At 45.6% G+C, this 21,355-nt stretch carries 22 protein-coding genes; 20 read left to right on the top strand and 2 right to left on the bottom strand.

Annotated elements, in window-relative coordinates; translation table 11 throughout:
• Nucleotides 1-56: 56 nt before the first annotated feature.
• Nucleotides 57-989, bottom strand: a complete 933-nt coding sequence (locus MKY24_RS15560; protein WP_264453632.1) for a polysaccharide deacetylase family protein — start codon at nt 987-989, stop codon at nt 57-59.
• A gap of 94 nt (nt 990-1,083) precedes the next feature.
• On the opposite strand from MKY24_RS15560, the gene MKY24_RS15555 reads away from it, so the two are divergent.
• The 16 genes from MKY24_RS15555 (at nt 1,084) to spoIVA (ending at nt 14,988) form a co-directional block, all read left to right on the top strand.
• Complete coding sequence (locus MKY24_RS15555; RefSeq protein ID WP_023989191.1) at nt 1,084-1,461, top strand: hypothetical protein; 378 nt, start codon at nt 1,084-1,086, stop codon at nt 1,459-1,461.
• Nucleotides 1,462-1,658: 197 nt separating this feature from the next.
• The gene (locus MKY24_RS15550) at nt 1,659-2,273 is read left to right on the top strand and encodes a genetic competence negative regulator (protein WP_013310751.1); all 615 of its coding nucleotides are present in this window, start codon (nt 1,659-1,661) and stop codon (nt 2,271-2,273) included.
• 89 nt (nt 2,274-2,362) lie between these two features.
• A complete protein-coding gene (gene prsW, locus MKY24_RS15545; RefSeq protein WP_023989190.1) occupies nt 2,363-3,058 on the top strand; it encodes a glutamic-type intramembrane protease PrsW in 696 nt (231 codons plus the stop codon).
• A 264-nt stretch (nt 3,059-3,322) separates the two neighbouring features.
• Nucleotides 3,323-4,708: a germination protein YpeB gene (gene ypeB, locus MKY24_RS15540; RefSeq protein WP_023989189.1), complete on the top strand. Its 1,386-nt coding sequence runs from the start codon at nt 3,323-3,325 to the stop codon at nt 4,706-4,708.
• Nucleotides 4,709-4,873: 165 nt separating this feature from the next.
• Nucleotides 4,874-5,533, top strand: a complete 660-nt coding sequence (locus MKY24_RS15535) for a flagellar brake domain-containing protein (protein ID WP_023989188.1) — start codon at nt 4,874-4,876, stop codon at nt 5,531-5,533.
• A gap of 128 nt (nt 5,534-5,661) precedes the next feature.
• Nucleotides 5,662-6,369, top strand: coding sequence for a (d)CMP kinase (gene cmk, locus MKY24_RS15530; protein ID WP_023989187.1), 708 nt, complete (start codon nt 5,662-5,664; stop codon nt 6,367-6,369).
• The gene (locus MKY24_RS15525; RefSeq protein ID WP_013310746.1) at nt 6,366-6,959 is read left to right on the top strand and encodes a lysophospholipid acyltransferase family protein; all 594 of its coding nucleotides are present in this window, start codon (nt 6,366-6,368) and stop codon (nt 6,957-6,959) included. The genes cmk and MKY24_RS15525 overlap by 4 nt, the downstream gene beginning before the upstream one ends.
• Before the next feature lie 120 nt (nt 6,960-7,079).
• Nucleotides 7,080-8,306 (top strand): 30S ribosomal protein S1, encoded by a 1,227-nt coding sequence (gene rpsA, locus MKY24_RS15520; RefSeq protein WP_013371699.1) that lies wholly within the window; start codon nt 7,080-7,082, stop codon nt 8,304-8,306.
• Between the two features lie 147 nt (nt 8,307-8,453).
• Nucleotides 8,454-9,776, top strand: a complete 1,323-nt coding sequence (gene der / locus MKY24_RS15515; RefSeq protein ID WP_013310744.1) for a ribosome biogenesis GTPase Der — start codon at nt 8,454-8,456, stop codon at nt 9,774-9,776.
• Between the two features lie 11 nt (nt 9,777-9,787).
• The gene (plsY, locus tag MKY24_RS15510; RefSeq protein ID WP_023989186.1) at nt 9,788-10,396 is read left to right on the top strand and encodes a glycerol-3-phosphate 1-O-acyltransferase PlsY; all 609 of its coding nucleotides are present in this window, start codon (nt 9,788-9,790) and stop codon (nt 10,394-10,396) included.
• Complete coding sequence (locus tag MKY24_RS15505) at nt 10,389-11,429, top strand: NAD(P)H-dependent glycerol-3-phosphate dehydrogenase (protein ID WP_339200293.1); 1,041 nt, start codon at nt 10,389-10,391, stop codon at nt 11,427-11,429. Before plsY ends, MKY24_RS15505 begins: the two co-directional genes overlap by 8 nt.
• Nucleotides 11,430-11,594: 165 nt before the next feature.
• A complete protein-coding gene (locus MKY24_RS15500; protein ID WP_013310741.1) occupies nt 11,595-11,870 on the top strand; it encodes a stage VI sporulation protein F in 276 nt (91 codons plus the stop codon).
• A gap of 178 nt (nt 11,871-12,048) precedes the next feature.
• Nucleotides 12,049-12,699 carry a hypothetical protein gene (locus tag MKY24_RS15495; protein WP_264453634.1) on the top strand — a complete coding sequence of 217 codons (651 nt, stop codon included), beginning with the start codon at nt 12,049-12,051 and terminating at the stop codon, nt 12,697-12,699.
• A gap of 39 nt (nt 12,700-12,738) precedes the next feature.
• Nucleotides 12,739-13,089, top strand: a complete 351-nt coding sequence (locus MKY24_RS15490; protein WP_076295283.1) for a 2Fe-2S iron-sulfur cluster-binding protein — start codon at nt 12,739-12,741, stop codon at nt 13,087-13,089.
• A gap of 244 nt (nt 13,090-13,333) precedes the next feature.
• On the top strand, nt 13,334-13,471 hold the full coding sequence (locus tag MKY24_RS15485; RefSeq protein ID WP_013371690.1) for a hypothetical protein: 138 nt from the start codon (nt 13,334-13,336) through the stop codon (nt 13,469-13,471).
• Between the two features lie 38 nt (nt 13,472-13,509).
• Nucleotides 13,510-14,988, top strand: a complete 1,479-nt coding sequence (spoIVA, locus tag MKY24_RS15480) for a stage IV sporulation protein A (protein ID WP_023989182.1) — start codon at nt 13,510-13,512, stop codon at nt 14,986-14,988.
• A gap of 331 nt (nt 14,989-15,319) precedes the next feature.
• On the opposite strand, the gene MKY24_RS15475 is transcribed toward spoIVA, so the two are convergent.
• Nucleotides 15,320-16,231 (bottom strand): hypothetical protein, encoded by a 912-nt coding sequence (locus tag MKY24_RS15475; RefSeq protein WP_023989180.1) that lies wholly within the window; start codon nt 16,229-16,231, stop codon nt 15,320-15,322.
• 131 nt (nt 16,232-16,362) lie between these two features.
• Between MKY24_RS15475 and MKY24_RS15470 the strand changes: the two genes are divergently transcribed.
• From MKY24_RS15470 to MKY24_RS15455, 4 genes are all read left to right on the top strand, one after another.
• Entirely contained in the window at nt 16,363-17,295 is a 933-nt protein-coding gene (locus tag MKY24_RS15470; RefSeq protein WP_339200292.1) for a zinc-binding dehydrogenase, read from the top strand.
• A 333-nt stretch (nt 17,296-17,628) separates the two neighbouring features.
• Nucleotides 17,629-18,744, top strand: a complete 1,116-nt coding sequence (locus tag MKY24_RS15465) for a sugar ABC transporter substrate-binding protein (protein WP_023989178.1) — start codon at nt 17,629-17,631, stop codon at nt 18,742-18,744.
• A 66-nt stretch (nt 18,745-18,810) separates the two neighbouring features.
• The gene (locus MKY24_RS15460) at nt 18,811-20,328 is read left to right on the top strand and encodes a sugar ABC transporter ATP-binding protein (RefSeq protein WP_339200291.1); all 1,518 of its coding nucleotides are present in this window, start codon (nt 18,811-18,813) and stop codon (nt 20,326-20,328) included.
• On the top strand, nt 20,325-21,311 hold the full coding sequence (locus tag MKY24_RS15455) for an ABC transporter permease (RefSeq protein WP_013310733.1): 987 nt from the start codon (nt 20,325-20,327) through the stop codon (nt 21,309-21,311). The genes MKY24_RS15460 and MKY24_RS15455 overlap by 4 nt, the downstream gene beginning before the upstream one ends.
• Nucleotides 21,312-21,355: the final 44 nt, after the last annotated feature.

Below are 21,355 nucleotides of genomic sequence, written 5' to 3'. Positions count from 1 at the left end.
AATGGAGGCCTTTATTGCATCATCTATAGTTAATCCGGAGTATACGCAAGTGTCTATTAGCTGGCAGGAACCTCAATGCCTTGCGGATCGACAAATTGGTAACCCTTTTGCTCAAGGCGTGTCAATAGACTGTCCAGAGCCTCAGCTGTCCATGGCAGTTCATGCATCAAAATATTGCTGCCTGGATGGAGTTGTTCTGTTACGTTTTTGAGGAGTGCCTCCGTTTTATTAGGCTGATTCTTTTTCATTGTCCAGTCCAGAGAACCGACGGACCATGTCATGTATAGGAGACCGTTTTCCTTAGCGACCTTGCGACCTACGTCTCCGCCTGCACCATGAGGGGGACGGAAGAATACAGGGGCTTGCCCTGTAATGTCCTTAACAGCTTTTTGTACTGTTTCAATCTGTTTTTTGACCTCGGGCTCAGATTTATTCTTCAGCACGATGTGATCCCAGCTATGGTTGCCGATGGGCTGCCCACGGTCATGGATAAGCTTGAGCAACTCAGGATGCTCTTTTACACGGTAACCGTTTACGAAGAAAATTGCTTTCGCTTTGTGTTTGTCCAGTACATCTATGATTTTGTTAATCATGGCTGCTTCCTTAGGACCATCATCAAAGGTCAGTAACACGACTTTTTTTTCGGTACCTTGTTGGTTAGGGATTACATTGTAGGCTTTATCCAAGTGATACATTTTGTTATTGGTAGTTGCAGATGTTGCAGATGTCGCAGCTCCTGTTTCGTTGCTTTCGCTGGTTTTATCATTTTGTGCATTGGTTTTACCCGCTGAGTTATGATCATCACTGCCTGCTTGCTTACTGCTGCTTTTTGGGGAAGAGACGTTGCTCTGATCTTTAGCGCTGTTACTTGAGTCAGACGCTGCCGAATCCTGCTGGTTGCTTGTTGCCGCAGATTCCGGCTTGGTTGCAGTGCAAGCACTAAGCAGCAGACATGCGGTGAACAAAATGGCTGCTGTTTTTGTACCCATTATTTCATCTCACCTTCCTGTATTTTATACCGTATGAGTTTGTCACTACTGACGAACACTATGCTTGATTCTACCACAAAGGGAGGTTCTAATTGTGAAAACATCTTCATTTTTCCTGGGAATCGTCTTGGGCGCTGTCGCAAGCTCTTTGATCTCCCGCAACCGCAACATGTTGGGCTTATCTATGGACATGGGTGGAAAAAAAGGCGGCAATTTAGTGCAGAAAGCCCGTACTAAAATGATGGACGCGGCATTCCCCGGAATGGGCGAGATAACGCTCAATAAAGAAGACACCCATAAGGATCAAGACCATCATTTACAAACAGATAAAACCGCTCATAACGCCCATACTGCCAAGAACAAAGAAGAGAATATGAAGTTGATTAAAGACTTCATCAGCACAAGTCCCGATGTTAAACGTGAGGTCGAGCAAATTTTGAAAGAAACTCATACAGCCGTACCGGGATTGTAACCCAGAAACCTTTATTCCGAATCATTTTGCGGCTTTTTTGTAAAAGCCGTTCAAATGATTCTTTTTTTTATCTTTTTATTGCGTGCATTTACGATTATAAAATGATAACATGATTACATAGAACCATTTTCATCACAGGCATCATAATTGCATCATAATCTGTTAATAACACTCGGCTGCCAGGAGGAGGGTCCAGTATGAAAATAGAAAGATTAAGTCAGGACAAGATACGGATTTTCCTTACCTTTGACGATTTGAGCGAACGCGGTATTCAAAAAGACGATATGTGGCAAGAAATTCCAAGAGTTCATGAGCTGTTTACCGAAATGATGGATCAGGCATACAGTGAACTGGGCTTCGACGCCACGGGACCGTTAGCTGTCGAAGTCTTTGCGCTTCCTGCTCAAGGAATGGTTGTTATCGTCACCCGGGGAAAATATGACCATCAACAGTATGGTTCGGGTCCCGATGAGGAGCTTCCAGAAGAAGTCTACGAAATGGAAGTCACGCTGGAGCATAGCGATTCCATCGTTTACGCGTTTAGCGATTTCGAAGTTCTCATAGAAGCGGCTCATATGCTTCGTAGCAACACTACGGAAGCAGGTAAGCTGTATCATTATAGAGGAAAATGGATTCTGCATTTGGAACCAGAAGAAGTAGAGGAGTCCAAGCTTGCGGCTTTAATCGCGGTTCTTGCTGAATTTGGAGAAGGCTCATCCGTTACACCAGCTATGTTGGAAGAGTACGGCAAGCTGGTCATTCCTGAACAGGCAGTTGCTGTCATCTGCACTCATTTTGACAGCCGTTCTTGATTCGTTCTATTGAAAGTGATATCGAAGTGAATTTGTCGGCTCTGCGCTGAAAGCAGGGCCGACTCATTTTTATGGAGGGATGATGATCGGTGCTTCTGTTTTCGGTTTTAGCGGCAGCCACAGCGCCGGGTCTCGCCTTATTGATGTATTTTTACTTGAAGGACAGGTATGATTCGGAGCCACTGCACATGGTTATTAAAGTGTTTTTGCTCGGCTTTTTGGTGGTTCTTCCTGTCATGATTTTTCAACGCGGGCTGCTGCTTTGGCTAGGGGATCACACGTTAATCCAGGTATTCGGCATTTCAGCCGGAGTGGAAGAGTTTTTTAAATGGTTTCTGTTGTATCACATCATCTATAATCATACCGAGTTCGACGAGCCTTATGATGGTATTTTGTATGCAGCCGCAGTCTCACTCGGATTTGCAACGGTTGAAAATCTGTTATATGCCTGGGCGGGGCATGCTTCGATTAGCATGATGCTGATGCGATCATTGCTACCGGTATCCGGTCATGCGATGTTTGGCGTAATGATGGGCTACTACATGGGGAAGGCCAAGTTTTCAAAGGGCTTGAGGAGCAAATACATGTTGTTGCTGTCATTGGTGCTTCCATGGTTCTGGCACGGAGTATACGATTTGATTTTGACGAAATTTTCGCATGACTGGATCTGGTTTATCATTCCACTGATGGCATTTCTATGGTATGGGGGAATGGCGAAGATTAGTCGAGCCAATAACCGTTCTCCTTTTCGCTTGTTAAAGCGGGAAGAAAAGGTTAATATGTAACGAAATGGGACACACTGATCTGACAAACCTGTTAGAGAAAGAGGTGTCTTTTTTTGCGCATAAAAGTAAGAATTCATTGTAAAAGATGCGGGGAACGCTTTGTGCTAAGAGGACGCATAGAGCAAGGACAGATTCAGACCGGCTTTAAACGCTGCATTTGCGATAACTGTGAGTTTATTGTTGAAGTCATGGAAAAGCATGCATAAGAGAGCTTTCTTCTTGTCACACTATCGGTAGTGTACTTGAAGAAAGGAGACTCCCAATATGTATAAGCGACTTAGTGCCGTATTGTTCCCGGTGGTTACCCTGATGATGATAGGAGCATTTGTGTGGGGTTATCAGCAAAGCCAGATGAGAAAAGAGGTGTCTCTTCAGGCAGATAACATGTCGATTAAAGCGGAAAATCAATACCAGCGTGCGTTTCACGATTTGTCGTTTCATATGGATCAGCTGCATTCTCAACTCGGTAACGCGGTTGCTGTCCATAACACTTCACACTCGATGCACCGCAAATGTTTGATGAACGTGTGGAGAATTGCAAGTGAGGCCCAAAATGAGGTTAATCAGTTGCCTCTCAATGTAATGCCTTTTAATCATGCCAAGGATTTGCTGTCACATCTATCTGCATTTTCGTATCAGACCGCTGTTCGTGATCTGGATCACGAGCCTTTAAATGAGAAAGAAATTTCGAACCTGAAAACGTTATATAACAATTCCAAAGAAATTTCGAAAAACATGCAGGAAGTGCAGCAAAAGGTCCTTAGCAAAAATTTGCGATGGATGGATGTAGATATGGCGGCAGGTTCTCAAACTGGGCCGAAGGACAATACCATTATTGATGGCTTTAAAACCGTGGACAAAAAGGTGGAAAACTACAAGGAGCTGGATTGGGGACCGTCTGTAGCCAGCATCTATGATAAACGCTCTGTGAAAAAATTGAGTCTTCCGGCAGTGAATGCAGAACAAATTAAACGAAATGCCGCTGAATTTACAGGAAAACCGGAAAGTCAGATTCGTGTGAACGAAAACGGTAAAGGAACGGAATGGGCATCTTATACAGCTACCCTGCTAAATAAGAAGCAACCCGTGGCCAGTATGGATTTCACGAAAAAAGGCGGCAAGCTTATTTCTTATCATGACATGAGGGCAGTAGGTCCTAAAAAAGCAACACGTAATGAAGCGATTCGCTATGCTAGTGAATACCTTGAACAAAAAGGTTACAAAGGAATGAAGCCAGTTGCATATGATGAAAGCGGGAATTTAGCTAACATTACATTTGCGAGCCAACAAGGGGACGTGATTATCTATCCAGAAAAAATCACAGTCAGATCAGGCCTTGATAACGGACAAGTGATCGGTTTTCAATCCAGTGATTATGTGTATGAGCATAGTCATCTCCGCCGCATTCCGCAAGCGAAATTGAATTTGAATGCAGCACGAGCAAAATTGAATCCTGAGTTTCGTGAAACTTACCACCGTAAAGCCTTAATTGAAAATGAACTTTCGAATGAAGTTCTGTGTTATGAATTTGGTGGTAAAATCAATGGTTCCGTTTACCGGATATACATTAACGCCAATACAGGGATGGAAGAAACGATTGAAGAGGTTAAAGATTCAGATGAACCTCAGGTTACTGCAAGTAATGCGTAGTTGATTACATGAAAATGAATCAATAGTCACTCTAAACCTCCTTCATGAAGGAGGTTTTTTGTGCTTTAGTCATAGCTCGAACAAATATAATGCTTAATATAGGCATAAAGTCGTGGTATTATATACCTTAATTAGAGCTTTTAATGGACAAGGATGGTGGATCATTTGTTTCCCAAAATTAATGATGTGTTATACATACAAGTGGCTGGTACTGACCATAAGGACGAGATTTTTGAATTTAAGTCTCGTATTGCGGAAGAGGAGTCACAGAACTTTCTAATTGAAATTCCTATGTCACAAACAAGTGGACACTTGAAAAAATTGTTTCTAGGGGAAGAGCTGTCTATATTTTTTATGAGCGAGGGTGGGATTAAAAATTATTTCAATACCCACGTTACGGGTTTTAAAGAGGATATCCTCCGGATGGTTCGCATCCACAAACCTGCTCCAGACAGCATCAGCAAAATTCAGCGCCGAAACTTTCTTCGGGTTAAGGCCAACTTGGAAATTGCGGTAAAGCATGGTGAGAACGAGTCCAGATTTGTAGCAGAGACACATGATGTGGGAGGCGGAGGCGTTTCTTTTCAGACCCAGGGAGCTCATCATCTTGAAGAAGGAGAATCATTATCTTGCTGGATTTTGGTCCCTTATAAAAACGGAACTCAAGAGCATGTTCCGTTCCAATCTGAAATTGTACGTATTCAGCAGATGGAAAACGGCCGCAGACTCATTATGCTGAAATATGAGAAAATTGCTGATCAGGAGCGCCAAAAACTGATTAAATATTGTTTTGAACGGCAGCTGGAATTCAGGGAAAAATCTTAATCATCCGAAATTTTTCTTTTTTAGTAACCTGTCGCTTATTTTGCATCGCCTATAAATGTGTGGTATAATTTTCACGTCGCAGGCAATGCCTGCTTTTTTCTTGAGGTTAGGTTAGGAGGAATTCCCTGTTGGCAAGGCAACATGTATCTTCAAGTAACAAAATAAATGTAGCCATTGATGGACCTGCTGGTGCAGGGAAAAGTACAGTGGCCCGCCTGGTGGCGAAAGCACTTTCTTATGTATATGTAGATACCGGCGCCATGTACCGAGCAGCAACGTGGTACATGATGTGTAAGGAAATTCCTGCAGAAAATGTACAAAAAGTGCTTCAGCATGTACCTGAGCTGGTGATTGAATTAGTACCGGACCCCACAGGCCAAAAGGTTTATTGTAACGGGGAAGATGTAACCACTGTGATCCGTTCGATGGAAGTGACTAGCAACGTGTCTCAGTATTCAAGTATTGCTGGTTTACGTACACGTTTGACTGAAAACCAGCGTGAAATGGCTGCACGCAAGGGTGTCGTTATGGATGGTCGCGATATTGGAACAACTGTACTTCCCGATGCGGAAGTCAAGGTGTTCATGACCGCAAGTGTTCAGGAACGTGCCTCTCGCCGTTTTAAAGAACTGAGCGAAACTGATGATATCACTCTGGAGCAGCTAGAACGTGACATTGCGGCACGTGACAAGCTTGACGAGGAGAGGGAGGTATCCCCGCTTCGTTGCAGTGAGGACGCCATCGTGCTCGATACGACCCATATGGGCATTCAGGATGTCGTTGATACGATCGTATCTTATTGCTTAACGGAGAAGGATGGAGAGATCAGCCAATGATATATACTGTATGCGCCAGTATTTTGCGTCTCATTTACCGCGTTCTGTTTAGACTTGAGGCGGTAGGCAGGGAAAATGTTCCTGCCGAGGGCGGAGTACTGTTGTGTTCTAATCATATTAGTAATCTTGACCCTCCTACAGTCGGTATTTTGTTGAAGCGAAAGGTTCACTTTATGGCAAAAGCCGAGCTGTTTAATGTTCCTGTACTAGGTCCGCTAATTGGGAAACTGGGAGCTTTTCCAGTCAAACGCGGTGGTGTAAGTAAGGAATCCATTAAGCTGGCATTGAACATTTTGCGTGACGGTAAGGTTATGGGGATCTTTCCCGAAGGCTCCAGAGGAGCTGGGGGAATCGGTAAAAAGGGTGCTGCAAGCTTTGCGCTACGCAGTGGAGCGGCTGCCGTTCCGGTCGCCATCATTGGTGATTACAAGCTTTTCCGTAAAACGAAAGTGTTATACGGTAAACCTGTCAATTTGGACGCTTACCAAAAGGGTGCCGATATCGAAGGAGATCCGCTTGAACTGGCAACAGAAGCAATTATGTCTCGTATTCGCACGATGAAGGAAACGGGTAAGCCTACGAATAACTGAAAGGCTTGCATGAATTGTGTCTAAGCTCGGAAAACTAGAACAAAAGTTTATTTATGTTTTGAACTCTGCCATGCGCAGGTTTAAATAAATGGTTTTTTTTGAATTGAGGAGGGTATTGACATGTCGGAAGAAATTAAAAATCAAGAAGCTGCTGAAGCGGCAAATCAAGACGAGCTCGATCAAATCGTCTCCCTGAAAAAAGGTGACACCGTTAAGGGTACAATCGTGAAATTGGAAGATAACCAAGCGGTAGTAAGCATTGGATATAAATACGATGGAGTTATTCCAATTCGCGAGTTGTCTTCTGGTCTGGATAACGCAGAAGAAGCAGTACAAGTAGGCCAAGAGGTTGAAGCTAGAATTATCAGCATCGACGATGGCAAAGAAAAACTTGTTCTGTCCAAACGTGCAATCGACAGTGAAAATGCTTGGGAAAAGTTGGAGCAACTGTTCGAAAGCAAAGAAGTATTTGAAGTCGTTGTAAATGATGTCGTTAAAGGTGGCATCGTGGTAGACGTAGGTCTGCGCGGATTCATCCCTGCATCCATGGTAGAACGTCACTTCGTTGAAGATTTCAGTGATTACAAAGGCCGCACATTGCGTGTTGTTGTAAAAGAACTGGATCGTGAAAATAACAAAGTGATCCTTTCTCAAAAAGACGTTCTGGAAGCAGAATTCGAAGCCAACAAGCTTAAAGTAATGGCTGAGCTGAAAGAAGGTCAAGAAATCGTAGGTACGGTTCAACGTCTTACACAGTTCGGTGCTTTCGTAGATGTTGGCGGCGTGGACGGTCTGGTTCACGTATCTGAAATTGCTTGGACTCATGTCGATAAGCCTTCTGATGCAGTTTCTGAAGGAGATCAAGTGAAAGTGAAAGTCTTGAAAGTAGATCCTGAAAAAGGAAAAATCAGCCTGAGCATGAAAGCTGCACAGCCTGGTCCTTGGGAATCGGCTGCTGGACAATTCAACAACAATGACATCGTAACAGGTGTTGTAAAACGTCTGGTTAACTTCGGCGCATTCGTTGAAATCGCTCCTGGCGTGGAAGGTTTGGTTCATATTTCCCAAATTTCCCACAAACACATTGGAACTCCACAAGAAGTTCTGGAAGAAGGACAAGAAGTGAAAGTTAAAATTCTTGAAATGAATCCTTCCGAAAAACGTGTTAGCCTGAGCATTAAAGAAACTGAGGAAGCTCCTGAAGCTGCTCCTAAAGCAGAAAGAGCACCACGTGCATCTCGTGCACCTCGTGAGGAACTGAATAATCCTAACGTTTCCCTCAATAATTCCGGTCTGAGCATTACGCTCGGCGAGCGTTTTGGCGATAAGCTGAACAAATTTAAATGAGTTTAAATCAATACATTTTATAATAAGCATAACGTACACCATCGGCGGACCCAGAGGGTTCGCCGATTGTTGTTACGTGACCATATCGCCAATAGGTATGTTTTTTGCTATGATGATAGCGGAAGAATTGACAGGAGGAGTGAATTTATGGCAAGACCCGTTGTGGCTATCGTTGGTCGTCCGAATGTGGGTAAGTCCACTATTTTTAATCGGATTATCGGGGATCGTTTGTCCATCGTGGAAGATAAACCCGGAATCACTCGTGACCGTATATACGGTATATCGGAGTGGAATGGTAAATCCTTCAGTATTATTGACACCGGCGGCATTGAGATTGATGGTGAGGATGTCATTTTAAAATCCATCCGTATGCAGGCCGAACTCGCAATAGAAGAAGCAGATGTAATTGTATTCATGAGTGATGCGAAAGCAGGAATTACACAGTCAGATGAAGAGGTAGCTCAAATGCTATATCGTTCGGGTAAACCGATCATCGTAGCTGTCAACAAGGTGGACAACCTCAGTCGCGCCGATCTGATTTATGAGTTTTATTCTTATGGATTTGGTGATCCAATCGCTGTTTCTGGTAGTCATGGAACAGGGATAGGCGACTTGTTAGATGCCATTACGTCCAATTTGCCTGAGCTGGAAGAAGATCACTATGATGAAGACGTTATTCGTGTTGCCTTGATCGGCCGCCCAAATGTAGGTAAATCTTCACTGGTTAACGCCATTTTGGGAGAAGAACGGGTTATCGTTAGTGACATTGCAGGCACGACTCGTGATGCAATTGATACACCTTTTGAAAAAGACGGTCAAAAGTATGTGCTGATTGATACGGCAGGTATGCGTAAACGTGGTAAAGTTTATGAAACGACCGAAAAATATAGTGTAATGCGTGCCATGCGTGCCATTGAGCGTGCAGATGTTGTACTGGTCGTTATTAACGGCGAGGAAGGCATTATTGAGCAGGATAAGCACATTGCTGGCTATGCTTATGAAGCGGGTAAAGCATCGCTGTTTGTCGTTAACAAATGGGATGTCGTGGACAAGGACGATAAAACGATGCACCAGTTTGAAACGAAAATTCGCGATCACTTTCTGTTTATGACATATGCTCCGATTGTGTTCTTGTCTGCAAAAACGAAGCAACGTCTGCAAAAGCTGCTTCCTGTTGTACAGCATGTGGCGCAGCAGCATGTGTTGCGTATTCAGACACATTTGCTGAATGATGTAATTTCCGATGCGGTTGCCATCAATCCTCCACCAACAGACAAGGGACGTCGTCTGCGCATTAACTATGTGACCCAGGTTGCTGTTAAGCCGCCTACGATGGTTGTATTCGTAAACGATCCAGAAATAATGCACTTCTCGTATGAGCGTTATCTGGAGAACAAAATTCGCGCCGCCTTCAATTTTGAAGGAACTCCAATTCGTATCTTTACACGGCGCAAGTCTGACGAAAGTTAGGAGCGAATAGGTTGATTTTACAAATCGTTGCCATCGTACTCAGTTACTTGCTTGGCTCTGTCAGCTTTAGTTTGCTGTATGGAAAATTAAAAGGAATCGACATTCGCCAGCATGGAAGCGGCAATGCCGGTGCGACGAATACGCTGCGTGTGCTTGGAAAAGGCCCAGCTATTCTGGTGCTGCTGCTGGACGTACTTAAAGGGGTTATTGCAGTGCTAATAGGGCACTGGTTAGGTGGACAATCATCCTGGGGACCGGGTTTGTGCGGCATTGCGGCGATTGCGGGCCATAACTGGCCGGTATATTTTCACTTCCGTGGAGGAAAAGGTATTGCGACTGCTATTGGTGTATTGGCATCGCTTGCCTTACTGCCCGCACTATATGCCGGAATCATTGCGATACTTGCAATCGTAATGACGCGTTACGTATCCTTGGGATCGCTCATTTTTGTCATTTTGACCCCCTGGATATTACTCGTGCTTGGTTATGCATGGCCGTTATTCTGGACGGCTCTAATCATTTGTCTGTTCGCTGTGTGGAGACACCGTACCAACATAGTCAAGCTGGTACGGGGGAATGAGAATAAGCTTGGCTCCAAAGGAGGAGATCGTCTTGTCTGAGAAAATAGCTGTGCTGGTCGCGGGGAGTTGGGGAACAGCCCTGGCTTCCGTTCTTGCGGCCAATAACAACAATGTCTCTGTCTGGACGAGAAACGAGCAGCAAGCAGCTGAAATCAATGAGAAGCATACGAATGAGCATTATTTACCAGGCTCCATTTTGTCTGATCGCATTTCAGCTACAACTGACATGCAGACTGCGGTATCTGGTGCTAGAGCAGTGATTATCGTATCTCCTTCGGCTGCTGCTCGTCAGGTAGCACGTAGTCTGAAAGCTCATTTTAGCAAGGATATGCTGGTAGTGCATGCCATTAAAGGGTTTGAAACTGAAACGCTTAAACGTATGTCCACGGTGATCTCGGAAGAACTGGAAGTCGCGGAGGGCGATATTACCGTGCTGTCTGGTCCGAGTCATGCGGAAGAAGTGGTGAAGAAGTGTCCTACAACGGTCGTTGTAGCTTCCTCCAATGAGAAGGCTGCACAGGCCGCACAGGGGCTGTTCATGAACTCCTATTTCCGCGTCTATACAAACCGTGATTTGCTCGGCGTGGAACTGTCCGGGGCGCTAAAAAACATTATCGCATTGGGTGCGGGAATGTCAGACGGACTTGGTTTCGGTGATAATGCCAAAGCGGCTTTATTGACTCGTGGATTGGCTGAAATTACCCGTGCCGGAGTTGAGATGGGTGCTAATCCATTAACCTTTGCCGGCCTGGCTGGTATTGGCGATCTAGTGGTCACTGCAACGAGTCGTCACAGTCGCAACTGGCGTGCAGGGTCCCTATTGGGACAGGGCCAGCAGCTTGATGCTGTGCTAGAATCGATGGGCATGGTCGTAGAAGGTATTCGAACGACAAAAGCTGCATACGCCATCTCTCAAAAATTAGGTGTTCAGATGCCTATTACAGAGGTGCTGTATGGAGTACTGTTTGAAGGACGTGACGTCCGTAAGGCCGTTGAGGCGCTGATGGGTCGCGATCCTAAGACCGAGATGGAAGTCATGCCACTTCAAACTTGGGAGCAATGGCATTCTTAAGGGTCGGATGAGCTTTAATAATATAAAGGCTGTCTCATGGTAGATTTTTTCTATAATGAGATAGCCTTTTTTAGTTAGGCGTTTGGCATGTCTTATGTACGCTTAATCACCTTTTGTCTCCGCCACTCATAGACTGAGTTGAGCAATGGCGGAGGAGGGGAGATTGTGAATAAAAACTTTCCGAAAGATGCATTGAAGGCCATTAACAAAAAAGGTGGCAAAAACATATCCGAAAATGCAGTGAAAAAGCTGGCAGGCACGGTAAAGGCGGACACGCTTCAAAGCGAAGCGCAACTGCGTCAGCTTATCAAGCAGGTGTCTGCGATGGCCAACATTCCGGTGTCGGAAGATACAGTAAGGGATATCGTTGGTGCCGTCAAAAAGAGCGGAATGAATCCTTCCAATATGGAAGCGTTGATGAAAATGATGATGAAAAAATAGACCGCTGGCGGCACGCCGGTTAGTATTATTCACCGTGAACCGGGAAGGTTCGCGGTTTTTTTTATATTTTGGAGCAGCTAACCTCTTTTTCAGTACACAAAATATCGAACTGCCCTGTCGAACATGTTATAATGATGCCCATCAGGAAACGGAAGGAAAGACAGCAAAGGAGGAAACGATGTTGAAGGAGGCAATATCATCAGTGTTAGTAGACAGGCTTCCTCACAATCTGGCAGTTGCGCTGAGTAGCTTGGCTGAGAGCTGGTCAACAGTGTCGGTTCCGTGGATGCTGGGGGGGAGCTGTTCACTACTTGTGCAAGAAGTTGAACTGGATCGCCTGCCTCGGGACATTGATATTTATGCGGATATTCATGCTGCAAAGCAGCTCCATGCGCACCCCCTGGGTATGAGTATAGATCGACAGCAGGTTGACCGTAGCGGCTCTTACGTTTCATTGCTGAGCCACTATGACTTGGAGGGATTTCCAGTCGAGTTGGTGGGGGGATTTGAGGTATTATGTGGCGGAGCGTTATACCGCTTAGAGATCGAGCGACTACTTTGGTCGGCTGGGGTTCAGCTTGAGCTGGGGAGTGCTCCACTGCGTCTGATGCCGCTCAGTCATGAACTTTTATTCAATATATTGCGAAATCGACCCGACCGATATAAAGCGATTGCAGATGTTATGAAGCGCGACCCGCGACGTCATATCATTGTACTGAAGCAGCTACTAGTCAGTAATATTTGGAATGAGGAGCAATTGGACAAGCTTGCAGAACTTCTGCCTTGGCCAGAGTTGCACTCCGTCATCCTGATGGGCAATGAAGTATAAGCTGTGTGTGTTAGGAGAAAGACGACTGGAGGACCGTTCATGAATGTGCAGATTATGTTCAAGCCGTCAGGCAGGCGCGTACAGGTCGGTCAGGGTACGTCATTGCTTCAGGCTGCCCGTAAAGCGGGTGTATATATTCCCACTCGTTGTGACGGAAAAGCAGCCTGTCTGATGTGTAAGGTACAGATATCACCGGAATGGGCTGAATTCGCAGGCCAACCCAGCGATGCAGAGCAGCGTAAGCTGGGACCTTTACTGGATGAGGGAATACGCTTATCCTGCCAGGTGCGTGTCCAAGGCGATATGCAGGTAACCGTACCGGAGGATAGGCTTAAGGCGGCTATCAGGCGGCAACTGGAGCGTCAGGCGATGGATGATGAACTGTGGTAATGCCGATTATATCAGGAGAATAAAAAAGGATGGTTTCCGACGACTCTAAACGGTCAGGAGAAACATCCTTTTTTTATTTAATCTAGCGACGAAGTCATGGGAGAGTCTTGCCCCGCATATATTAGGTGAGTGGACCCAAACGTAAAATATCGTTTCTGCAATGATCGCTGTGTCGTAATCTATTTTTTAAAAAACTAAACATATTTTACGGAGGGGATACATATGATGGTATCAGTCCAAATGCATGTACGAGTTTACGCCGTTTCGCCGATTCCATCAGTCTCCTGAATCTCGGCGGCGGACGACTTCCGGGCATTTTAAAGGCTGTTCTGCCGCATCTGGGATCAAGCAGTTGGTTGAACACGAAGCGGATGCTCTTTAAGCATTTTTCCTTCGGAGACTTTTGAGGAGGGGATTTCATTGGAGAAAGTGGACATTTTTAAAGACATTGCCGAACGCACCGGAGGAGACATTTATCTTGGGGTCGTCGGCGCAGTCCGAACAGGAAAATCAACGTTTATCAAGCGGTTTATGGAGACGATTGTTCTGCCGAACATTACAAGTGAGGCGGACCGTGCCCGCGCCGTAGACGAGTTGCCGCAAAGTGCGGCAGGCAAGACGATCATGACGACGGAGCCTAAATTCGTACCGAATAATGCCGTCCAGATCAAAGTAACGGAAGGACTGGACGTGAATGTACGTCTGGTTGACTGTGTAGGATATGCAGTAGAAGGAGCAAAAGGGTACGAGGATGAAAATGGTCCGAGGATGATTTCCACACCATGGTTCGAAGAACCCATTCCTTTTCAGGAAGCGGCGGAAATTGGTACACGCAAGGTTATTCAGGAGCATTCGACGCTCGGTGTGGTAGTCACTACAGACGGCACGATTGCGGAAATCCCTCGCAGCTCTTATGTAGAGTCGGAGGAACGCGTCATTGAGGAGTTGAAGGAAGTTGGCAAGCCATTTGTTTTGGTTATCAACTCCACGCATCCGCGCAGTGATGAAACACTCCAGCTTCGCAGTGAGCTGGCTGCCAAGTACGATATACCAGTTATGACACTCAGCGCGGCGACTATGACGGAAGATGATGTTACAGGCGTACTTCGTGAAGTATTGTATGAATTTCCGGTGCATGAGGTGAATGTAAACCTGCCGAGCTGGGTCATGGTACTGAACGAAGAGCACTGGCTGCGTAGCAATTATGAAAATTCCGTTCGCGATACGGTTAAAGATATTCGACGTCTGCGTGATGTAGATCGAGTGGTTGGCCAGTTTATGGAATATGAATTCATCGACAGGGCCGGATTGAGCGGGATGAATATGGGGCAGGGCGTAGCTGAAATTGATCTGTATGCTCCCGATGAGCTATATGACCAGATTTTGGTCGAAGTCGTCGGGGTAGAGATTCGCGGCAAGGATCATTTGCTGCAAATGATGCAGGATTTTGCCCATGCCAAACGGGAGTACGACCGCTTCGCCGAGGCGCTGGAAATGGTCAAGACAACGGGATATGGCATTGCAGCGCCGTCATTGTCCGAAATGGCACTAGACGATCCGCAGTTGATTCGTCAGGGCACAAGGTTTGGTGTGCGGCTCAAGGCAACAGCACCTTCCATACACATGATCCGTGTGGATGTGGAATCGGAATTTGCTCCGATTATCGGAACAGAGAAGCAAAGTGAGGAGCTTATGCGCTATCTGATGCAGGATTTTGAGAATGACCCAATCAAAATTTGGGAGTCAGACATTTTCGGACGTTCGCTGCATTCCATTGTACGGGAAGGCATTCAGGGTAAAATCGCTATGATGCCGGACAATGCACGCTATAAGCTGCAGGAAACGCTGGGTCGTATCATTAATGAAGGCTCCGGCGGTCTCATTGCTATTATTCTTTAAGGCTAAGCCACACCCAAAAAAATGTATAAGAGAAATACCGTGGAGAGCAATTGGCTCTCTATGGTTCGCAAAAACAAAATATTAGACTGACCTCTAAAACCAGACAGGGGTAGCCATGGACGAGAAAATAAAGTCCTAGACTACCTCTGTTTTTATTGAGCTTTTCGTTTCTCCTAGCGGGATTTAGGTTCAAATGTAACAATCCGATTAATGAGTTTCACAACGTGATTACCCTGGTAGTCATTTTCATATTTGGTCTCTTTCAACGTAGCACCGAGGCTTATTTAATTTGCAATGAACGATTCTTATAATCGATATAGCAATTGACTGGCTATTTATTAAAAGCGTTGTTCTGGCATTCGGCAGGACACCCCAAATATTCAAATACTCTGCGTCCAGGTTCGTCAATCGGTAAGTACACTTCAATTCCAGGATACATGTGGCTGCTTACAGAAAGATGAATTTGCTTGTAGCGAATGGGGGCTAAATCGGCCATGGCTCCCATTCTGGCCAAAATGATTTTAGAGTGCTCAACTTCATTTGATGAGTCCTTTGGCTGCATACTCCAATATTTATTAAGATCGTCGTATTTTCGAAATCTGTCAATTAACTTTTTATACCAATGGTCGTATCGGGAAAACATGTTATACCTTTTGAAAGCTTGTATCCCGTAAATAGCATGAGACTCCCACTCTTCGAACGACTCAGCATCGAAGGTAGAACGGGGACGAATGGAAAAATCGGAGTTAAAATGAAAATCAACTTTATTCAGTTTTCCATTCATAAAAGAATCGGAGGGGATATCAAATAAATGGCGAAACGGCTCATTTAACCCCTTGATATCTAAGGTATGAGTAACGATCATTGCCGGAAATGGCAAATTACTCATGATCTGCTGCGCTTGCTCCAGAGCCAGCTCCAGAGACCGTCCCTCCAATTCGTAATGGATCGGAAGATAATCAGCGGCGAGAAGAAGATCATTGCGCTCATCTGAAGTGCACTCCAGATACTCAGCAATATGGATCATCGTTTGCCGATCCGGTATTCGACGAGACCGTCCAACCAATAGATTTTTATACGTAGGACATGCCTCATCATTAAGCTCCTGCTGAGTAAATCGTTTCAATAACGGGTGAGATAGCTCAGTATATTCCCGTTGACGTTTCATGCGAACAGCTTCAATCTCTCCCAATACGATTTTTAATGTTTTATATTGGAAGTCCTCGTCCTTGTGCATGGTCATCCTTTTTCAATCCTTTTCATAATGAGGTGTAGTTCTACACTTGGTGCAGATGATTCCCTACAGTATACTACATTGTGAAAAAGGTGAGCTATTTACAAGAGGTTCTCAATGATAATCATGGAGGAGATCGTATGATTCGTGCAATTGTAACAGATCCGTTTGCTTCAGGATATTTCGCGATAAAGGAAGCTGTCGCCCCACAGGCCCAGCCTTGGGAAGCGATCGTTCAAGTACAGGCCTTCTCTCTTAATCGGGGTGAAGTTGTAGATGCAAGGAATAATGGAAGACAGATCAGACCAGGCTGGGATTTTGCTGGGATCGTCATCGAGCAGGCCAAAGATGGCACGGGTCCGAAACAAGGAAGCCGTGTGGTAGGCCTTCTCCAAATGGGAGCATGGGCCGAACAAGTTGCTGCCCCTACTTCATTACTGGCTGAATTTCCCGATGATATTACCTTCGCCCAGGCTGCTACTTTACCGGTAGCCGGTCTGTCAGCGCTCTATACGCTTAGAAAAGGAGGAATGCTGCTCGGTAAGCGGATATTGGTAACTGGCTCGACTGGCGGAGTGGGGATTTTTGCACACCAGCTAGCAGCGCAATCAGGAGCTTTTACAGTAGGTGTAGCCAGAACAAAGGAAAAGGCTCTACTTGTTCAAGAGGCTGGTGCTAATGAGGTTGTCGTTGGAGATACGGCGATTTTATCGGTTGATACATTTGGACCTTATCATCTAATTTTGGATTCAGTAGGTGGTGATACGCTAGCTGCATTACTACCTCAGCTTGTGCCAGAGGGGATATGTGTATCTATGGGACATTCGTCCTCACCTTACGCAACGATTAATATCAGGGGCTTAGGGGGTAGGACCTTGTATAGCTTCTTTCTAGGAGAGGAGATAAATCGCTATTCGCCAGCGGAAGATCTGAAATTACTAGGTGAGCTTGTTTCAAAAGGCCAGTTAGTACCAAGGATCGAAGTGGAGGCATCGTGGAAGGAAATTGGAACTATTGCCCAACAACTGATAGATCGGAAGTTTTCTGGTAAAGCAGTGCTCCAAATAAGTTAGATGGGAGCGTCCTCATATTGAAAATGACAAGGAGATTGTATCTCCAGGCTAGTCTCCGCTCATGATGTTCACATTTTAAGCATAAGCAAAAATCGACCCTGTGGCGTACCCTGTCAAATAGAGAACTAAAAAGACACCTCTATGCAGCAACCGTTCCCCGTTATTCAATCGGGGGCGGTTGTTTAATTTTTTTGTGGAATTGTCGTATTTTGTCATATGTAGTCGGGATTTTTTCAATATTTCATAAAACCTATTTACATACTTGGTTTAAAGCGATATATTAAGTATCAAATTTGAATTATTTTGTGGATTGAACGAGGGGGAAATGAAATTATGAATATCCAAAAAGAGCTCCAAAGAAACAAAAAGCTAGGGCTGGGGGCTATCATGCTACTGGTGCTGGTTTTGCTGGTCACTGCATGTGGCGTGCCGAAAACAGAGAGCGGCACTCAAGGGACAAGCACTGAGGGATCGAATACAACAAACGGAAAACCGGACAATTTAAATCTAAAGGGTAAACGGGTTGCGTTGATCATGGAGTTTAACACGGGCACATTTTCGCAACAGTATGTTCAAGGTGTGGAAGAGGAAGTTAAGAAATTCGGCGGTACGCTGACTAAGTTTGTGGCAGATAACGATAAGGCTAAAATGGCTTCTCTGCTTGATAGTGCGATTAACCAGCAGTTTGATGTCATTTTGACTGATCATGGTGATGCATTGCTGGAGACAGGGCTGAAAAAAGCAATTTCCCGCAATATTCCGGTTATCGTGTTTGATGCTGCCGTCAATGTTCCGGGTGCGGTAGTGCTCTCACAGGATGACCAAAGCATGGCTGAGCTGACGCTGGAGCAAATGAAAAAGGATATCGGTGGCAAAGGCAACATTGTGAAAGTATGGGTTGCCGGATTTGCACCGATGGAACGTCGTCAGGTTGCTTATGGTGCATTTTTGAAATCCAATCCAGATATTAAAGAAATTGCGACTTTTGGTTCGGCTCAGAATCCTGCGTTGGATACGCAAGCCAAAATGGAAGCTGTATTAAAGCAATATCCTAAGGGCGAAATTACAGCCGTCTGGGCGGCGTGGGATGAGTTTGCCAAAGGTGCAGCCCGTGCCATCCAACAAGCGGGACGTACGGAAATTAAAGTCTACGGCATTGACATGAGCGACGAGGACTTGCAAATGATCCAGGACCCGAAAAATCCTTGGGTGGCCTCGGCAGCCGTAGATCCAACAGATATCGGGCGCGTACAAGTGCGCTATGCATATCAGAAGCTGCATGGGGATAATCCGGAGGAGAAAGTCGTACTGAAGGCTGTATATGTGCAACGCGAAGCGCTGCCAGATAAGCAAATTTCCACATCCGAGCTGTCCCAATATGTGAAGGGATGGGGCCAAAGCGAGCAGGGCTATAAGGATTGGATGAAGGAATATGAAACGTCCAAATAAAATGTTTGCATAACGCAAAGGCGCGCTTCGGCGCGCTTTTATCATAAGCAGGCGTGAGGGGGCACCATGAGTTCACAAGTATATACATTGGAAATGAAAAAAATCAGCAAACAGTTTGCTGGTGTAGATGCGCTGCGAGCTGTGGATTTTACGGTGCAGGGTGGCGAAATTCACGCTCTGCTGGGCGCCAACGGGGCAGGGAAAAGCACATTGATGAAGATTTTGTCCGGTGCGTATCGTTCCGATCAGGGAGCTATCGTAGTTGGTGGGAAGGAACTGAACATTAGTTCACCGTGGGAGGCCAAAAGGGCGGGAATTCACTGTGTGTATCAGGAGGTCGATTCAGCGCTTGTACCTCAGTTAAGTGTCGCTGAAAATATTGTAATGGACGATTTATCTGCACCTGATGGTCGATGGTGGGCTGCACCGGGTTCTATGCGCAGACGAGCGCGTGAGGCATTAGCACGTCTGGAGGTAGATATTGACGTAAGACGATATGTGTCTGAATTGACGTTGGCAGAAAAACAGCTTGTGCTTATTGCACGCATTCTGACACAGCAAGCAAATACCATCATTTTTGATGAGCCTACGGCGCCGCTCAGCGAGGAAGAAACGCGACGTTTGTTCCGCACAATCCATACACTCAAGGATGAAGGAGTTGCATGTATCCTCATCACACACCGATTGCCGGAGGTTATCGAACACAGTGACCATGTTACGGTGATGCGTGATGGTGAGCGCGTGTTCACGGGGCCTGCCTCTGATTTAAGTGTAGGCGACATCGTAACGCATATGCTTGGGAAAACATTTGAAGAGGAGTTCCCAAAAACAGAGGCACCGATTGGTGAAACGGTATTGGAAGCGAAAGGGCTTCACAAAGGCTTACGAGTGCACGGCGTTGATTTACAGGTCCGATGTGGTGAAATTCTCTCTATTGTGGGTTTGGTTGGTGCAGGCAAGACAGAGCTGTCACGACTTCTTACAGGAGCAGACAAGCCGGATAAGGGAGAGCTGACCTTTAAAGGTCGCTCCATTCGATTGAAAGAGCCAGCGGACGCGGTAGCTCAAGGAATTGTGTCCATACCTGAGGAGCGGCGTAAGCAGGGGGTGCTAATTGAGGAGAGTGTGGAAAGAAACCTCAGCCTTCCGCTTTTGGGCAAACTGAGTGTCCTTGGTTTCATCAGTCGGCATAAAGAACGAAATAACGGTAATGGGATTGTCGCCTCTCTCGGTATTAAGACGCCATCGCTCCGCCAGAATGTTAAATATTTAAGTGGTGGGAATCAGCAAAAAGTTGCGATTGGAAAATGGTTACATTCTGGAGCGGATGTATTTGTTTTTGACGAGCCAACCAAAGGTGTAGATATAGGGGCAAAAAGTGATATTTTCCGTATCATTGGCGAGTTGGCGGAGCAAGGAAAAGCGATCATTTATCTAACCTGTGAATTTGCTGAAGGGATTGGTATTGGTGATCGGATTGCAGTGATGTATGATGGCAAAATTATAAAGGAATTTGCGCGGGGCGAAGTGGAACAGGAACAGCTTCTGTTGTATGCCAGCGGCGGTGAAGAGGTGCATTCATGAAGGAAAAATGGTTAAACGTCTCATTTCGTTACGGTGCCGTAGTTGTCATTATAGGTGTGTTAGCGTTTTTTTCATCTACATTACCTTATTTCTGGACGTATGATAATTTAATGGACATTCTTGGCTCAATTGCCATTGTGACTTTCGTTGCCATTGGTGTGACGTTGTCACTTATTGTGGACGGTTTTGACCTATCGGTGGGAGCTACAGTATCTTTGACAACGGTCGTTTCAGCTTCTTTGATGGTCTGGTATGAGCAGCCTGTTGCGGTGGTCATTATTGTGTCTCTGGTTGTCGGTGCTTTGGTAGGACTGTTGAATTCATTACTGATTATTAAACTGCGTATTCCTGATTTGCTCGCAACCCTTGCAATCATGTATATTGTAAGCGGGATTCACAAAACGTACGCCCAGGGCTATACCATATACAATCATATGCAGTTTCCCGATGGCAGCAAGGCGCCGGGGGAGATATCTCCTGCATTTCTTTTGCTGGGGCAAGGTAAATGGTTGGGTATCCCGATTTCAGTTATTTTACTGTTGCTGGCTGTGGCAGCGGTGCATGTTTTCTTGACCTATACAAAGCATGGGCGTCAAATGTATGTAACGGGTGGAAATGAGGAAGCTGCTCGTCTGTCGGGCATACGGGTAAAAAAAGTCCGTACTTTGGCCTATGTTGCTTCAGGCGTATTTGCGGCGATTGCCGGTATTTTGTATGCCTCGCGAGTAGGCTCAGGCCAAATTGACGCGGGTTCCCCCTTACTCATGGAGGCGGTAGCTGCAGTATTCGTCGGTTTTTCGGTCTTTGGTGCTGGTAAACCCAATGTCATTGGTACATTTATTGGTGCAGTGTTGATCGGTGTGTTGGTTAATGGACTAACGATGATGAATGTGCAATATTTTGCCCATGATATTGTCAAAGGAGTAGTGCTGGTACTTGCGCTGGCCGTTACTTTTTACGTGTTAAACCGTCGTCGTACTTGAAATTGTCTGTGGACTGTATTACTATAAACCTTGTTCCACGCAAG

Source organism: Paenibacillus sp. FSL P2-0322 (genome assembly GCF_037975315.1).
GTDB classification, from domain to species: domain Bacteria; phylum Bacillota; class Bacilli; order Paenibacillales; family Paenibacillaceae; genus Paenibacillus; species Paenibacillus polymyxa_B.
The sequence above is the reverse complement of the archived record's forward strand: the minus strand, read 5'-3'. Positions and strand labels throughout refer to the sequence as shown.